General features: G+C 75.7%; 3 protein-coding genes and 2 pseudogenes. 4 read left to right on the top strand and 1 reads right to left on the bottom strand.

What is annotated here, in order from left to right; genetic code table 11:
- Positions 1 to 173 (bottom strand): annotated as a pseudogene (locus tag HUW36_RS28090) (2-phospho-L-lactate guanylyltransferase); the annotation flags it as partial.
- A 132-nt stretch (positions 174 to 305) separates the two neighbouring features.
- Here HUW36_RS28090 and HUW36_RS28085 point away from each other — a divergent pair.
- The 4 genes and pseudogenes from HUW36_RS28085 to HUW36_RS28070 form a co-directional block, all read left to right on the top strand.
- Positions 306 to 1,031, top strand: a complete 726-nt coding sequence (locus tag HUW36_RS28085; protein WP_174530887.1) for a lysophospholipid acyltransferase family protein — start codon at positions 306 to 308, stop codon at positions 1,029 to 1,031.
- On the top strand, positions 1,028 to 2,035 hold the full coding sequence (locus tag HUW36_RS28080; protein WP_091580459.1) for an NAD(P)H-dependent glycerol-3-phosphate dehydrogenase: 1,008 nt from the start codon (positions 1,028 to 1,030) through the stop codon (positions 2,033 to 2,035). Before HUW36_RS28085 ends, HUW36_RS28080 begins: the two co-directional genes overlap by 4 nt.
- Before the next feature lie 11 nt (positions 2,036 to 2,046).
- Positions 2,047 to 3,168: a cystathionine gamma-lyase gene (locus HUW36_RS28075; protein ID WP_174530886.1), complete on the top strand. Its 1,122-nt coding sequence runs from the start codon at positions 2,047 to 2,049 to the stop codon at positions 3,166 to 3,168.
- A 170-nt stretch (positions 3,169 to 3,338) separates the two neighbouring features.
- A pseudogene (locus HUW36_RS28070) lies at positions 3,339 to 3,638 on the top strand (putative protein N(5)-glutamine methyltransferase); the annotation flags it as partial.

The raw sequence follows: 3,638 nt of genomic DNA, 5'->3' as shown, positions 1-3,638 counted from the left end.
GCCGCGCCCACCCGGGGGTCGTCGGTGACCACGAGCACCCGGGCGACCGCCGGGCACGCCCGCACCGCGCGCAGCGTGTCGGCCGCCAGGGCCAGTGCCAGCTCCTCGTGGGGTACGCCGGGCAGCGCGCCCCGCAGCCGGCTCTTCGCGGCGCCGAGGCGCTTCACCGGCATCACCACGGTCCAGCTCGGCTCAGGCACGCCGACCATCCTGCCAGCGCCGGTGGCGGTACCCGCACTGGCCGGACCGGGGGCGAGCAGGCATGATTCTCTCCCGGGGCGCGTGGGGCGGAACGAGGAGGCAGGGTGGCACCGCGGAGGCTGGGATTCTGGCAACGGTTCGCCGTGGTGCTGGTGAAGCCGGTGTTGACGGTGTGGACCAGGCGCACCTGGCGGGGGATGGAGCACCTGCGCCGCGACGGCGGCATCATCATCGTGCCCAACCACATCTCGCACGCCGACCCGCTGGTCTCCGCGCACTTCATCTACGACGCCGGGCGCTGGCCGCAGTTCCTGGGCAAGGCCAGCGTCTTCCGGGTCCCGGTGATCGGCTGGATCCTGCACCGGTGCAAGCAGATCCCGGTCGAGCGGGGCAGCGTCGAGGCGGTCAAGTCGCTGGACAAGCTGGTCGCCGCACTGGACGAGGGGGGCGCCGTGGTGATCTACCCGGAGGGCACCACCACCCGGGAGCCGCAGCTGTGGCCGATGAAGGGCAAGACCGGCGCGGCCCGGCTGGCGTTGGCCACCGGCGCCCCGGTGATCCCGGTCGCCATGGTCGGCCCGGAGCGGATGTTCGACCCGCGCACCGCGCGGATCGGGCTGCGCCCGCGTACCCCGGTGACGGTGGTGGCCGGGCCGCCGGTCGACCTGAGCCGGTGGGCGGGTGCCACGCCGACCCGGGCGATCCTGGAGGAGATGACGGACACCATCATGCTGCGGATCCGTGACCTGGTCGCCGAGATCCGCGGTGGCACCCCTCCGCCGCTCTGGCAGCGGCCGGCCCGCACCGGCACCCGGGAGGTCTCCGAATGAGCGGGCACGTCGCGGTCCTCGGCGCCGGGTCCTGGGGCACCGCGTTCGCCAAGATCCTCGCCGACGCCGGGCGGGACGTCACCGTCCTGGCCCGCCGCGCCGCCGTGGCCGAGGCGATCCGGACCGGGCGGCACAACCCGGACTACCTGCCGGACGTGCGCCTGCCCGAGCGGGTCACCGCCACCGGTGACGCGGCCGAGGCGATCGAGGGCGCCGAGGTCGTGGTGCTCTCGGTGCCGTCGCAGACGCTGCGCGGCAACCTGGCCGACTGGACGCCCCACCTCGCCCCCGACGCCACGCTGGTGTCCCTGATGAAGGGCATCGAGCTGGGCACCACGAAGCGGATGAGCCAGGTGATCACCGAGACCGCCGGGGTGCCGGCCGACCGGGTGGTGGTCGTCTCCGGGCCCAACCTGGCCCCGGAGATCGCCGCCGAGCAGCCGGCCGCCACCGTGGTCGCCGGCACCGACAGCCGGCGCACCGCGCTGGTGCAGGCCTCGATCCGGACGCCCTACTTCCGCCCGTACACCAACGACGACGTGATCGGCTGCGAGCTGGGCGGGGCGGTGAAGAACGTGATCGCGCTCGCGTACGGCATCGCCACCGCGATGGGCTTCGGCGACAACACCCGGGCCATGCTGATGACCCGTGGCCTGGCCGAGACCGCCCGGCTGGGCGTGGCGCTCGGCGCCGACCCGATCACCTTCGCCGGCCTGGCCGGCATGGGCGACCTGGTCGCCTCCTGCTCGTCCCCGCTGGCCCGCAACCGCACCTTCGGCGAGCACCTGGGCCGGGGCGAGACGCTGGAGCAGGCGCAGGCGGCCACCCGGCAGACCGCCGAGGGCGTGAAGAGCTGCCTGGCCATCCGCGACCTGGCCCGGGCGCACGGCGTGGAGATGCCGATCACCGAACAGATCGAGCGGATCTGCCACGAGGGGATGGACCCCCGCCTCGCCGTCGACGCGCTGATGAGCCGGACCGCCAAGCCGGAGTCGTACGAGTGAGCGGAGCCGGCATGACGCCGCCGCACTGGGGAGACGGCACCCGCAGCGTGCGCGCCGGCCTGCCGGAGGCCGTGCCGGGCCAGCCGTTCCTGCCCGGTCCGGTCTTCGCCGCGCCGTACCACCTGGACCCGTGGCGCGGGCCGTCGGCGGCGCCCGACGGGTACGGGCGGCCGGACAATCCGACCCGCCGGCTGCTGGAGACGGCGATCGGCGAGCTGGAGGGCGGCGACTGCCGGGTCTTCGCCAGCGGGCAGGCGGCCATCACCGGGCTGCTGCTGACCGTGCCGCGTCCCGGCGACACCGTGCTGCTGCCCGCCGACGGCTACTTCCCGGTGCGGGCGTTCGCCACCGACACCCTGGAGCGCATCGGGGTACGCGTCGGCTTCGTGCCGACCGCCGGGCCGTACCCGTCGTTCGACGGCGTCCGGCTGGTGCTGCTGGAGACGCCGGCGAACCCCGGTCTCGACGTCGCCGACGTGCCGGCGCTGGCCGCGGCGGCGCACGCCACCGGGGCGCTGCTGGCGGTGGACAACACCACCGCGACGCCGCTCGGGCAGCGTCCGCTGGACCTCGGCGCGGACGTGGTGGTCGCCTCCGGCACCAAGGCGCTCACCGGCCACTCCGACCTGCTGCTGGGCTACGTGGCCACGCGTGATCCGGCGCTGCGCGACGCGGTGACCGCCTGGCGGACCACCACCGGCGGGATACCCGGCGCGTTCGACTGCTGGCTGGCCCACCGCTCGCTGGCGACCGTCGACCTGCGGCTGGCCCGGCAGGCCGCCAACGCCGAGGCGCTGGCCGGTTTCCTCGCCGGCCGGGCGGACGTCGCCGGCCTGCGCTGGCCCGGGCGGCCGGAGGACCCGGCGTACCCGGTCGCGTCGGCGCAGATGCGGCGGATGCCCGGGGTGCTCTCGTTCGACCTCGGCGACGCCGACCGGGTGGCCCGGTTCCTCGACGCGTCCCGCCTGGTGGCCGCCGCCACCTCGTTCGGCGGGCTGCACACCACGGCCGACCGGCGGGCCCAGTGGGGCGACGACACGACGCCCGGCTTCGTCCGGCTCTCCTGCGGCATCGAGGACAGCGCCGACCTGGTCGCCGACGTGGCCGCGGCCCTGGACGCCGCCGCGGGCTGACGGGGGACCGGCCGCTGGGCTATCGTGACGGCAGCCACGGCCCGTGCGGCCCCGACCCGAGGAGGTGAGTCCGATCCACCAGCAGAGGACCGGCGCTCCCTCCGAGTCCGTGTCGCCCCGGGGCTGAGGCGACGCCGGGGGCGCCGACGAGCGTTCCCGAAAGGCTTGCCATGGCATCCACCGTGTTCACCCCCGATCGTCCCGCCCTCGTCCGCCGGCTGCGCGCCGCCGGGTGCGTCTTCGCCGAGGACGAGGCGGACCTGCTCATCGCCGCCGCCGACTCGGCCGAGACACTGACCGGCCTGGCCGACCGCCGCGTCGCCGGTCTGCCGCTGGAACACCTGCTCGGCTGGGCCGAGTTCTGCGGCCGGCGGGTCGCCGTGCACCCGGGCGTCTTCGTGCCCCGGGCGCGTACCGCGCTGCTTGTCGACGCCGCGGCGGCGGTGGCCGGGCCGGCCCCGGCGGTGCTC

The sequence above is a fragment of the Micromonospora maritima genome (assembly GCF_902825405.1).
GTDB classification, from domain to species: Bacteria; Actinomycetota; Actinomycetes; order Mycobacteriales; family Micromonosporaceae; genus Micromonospora; species Micromonospora maritima.
This window is presented reverse-complemented; position numbering and strand designations above follow the sequence as displayed.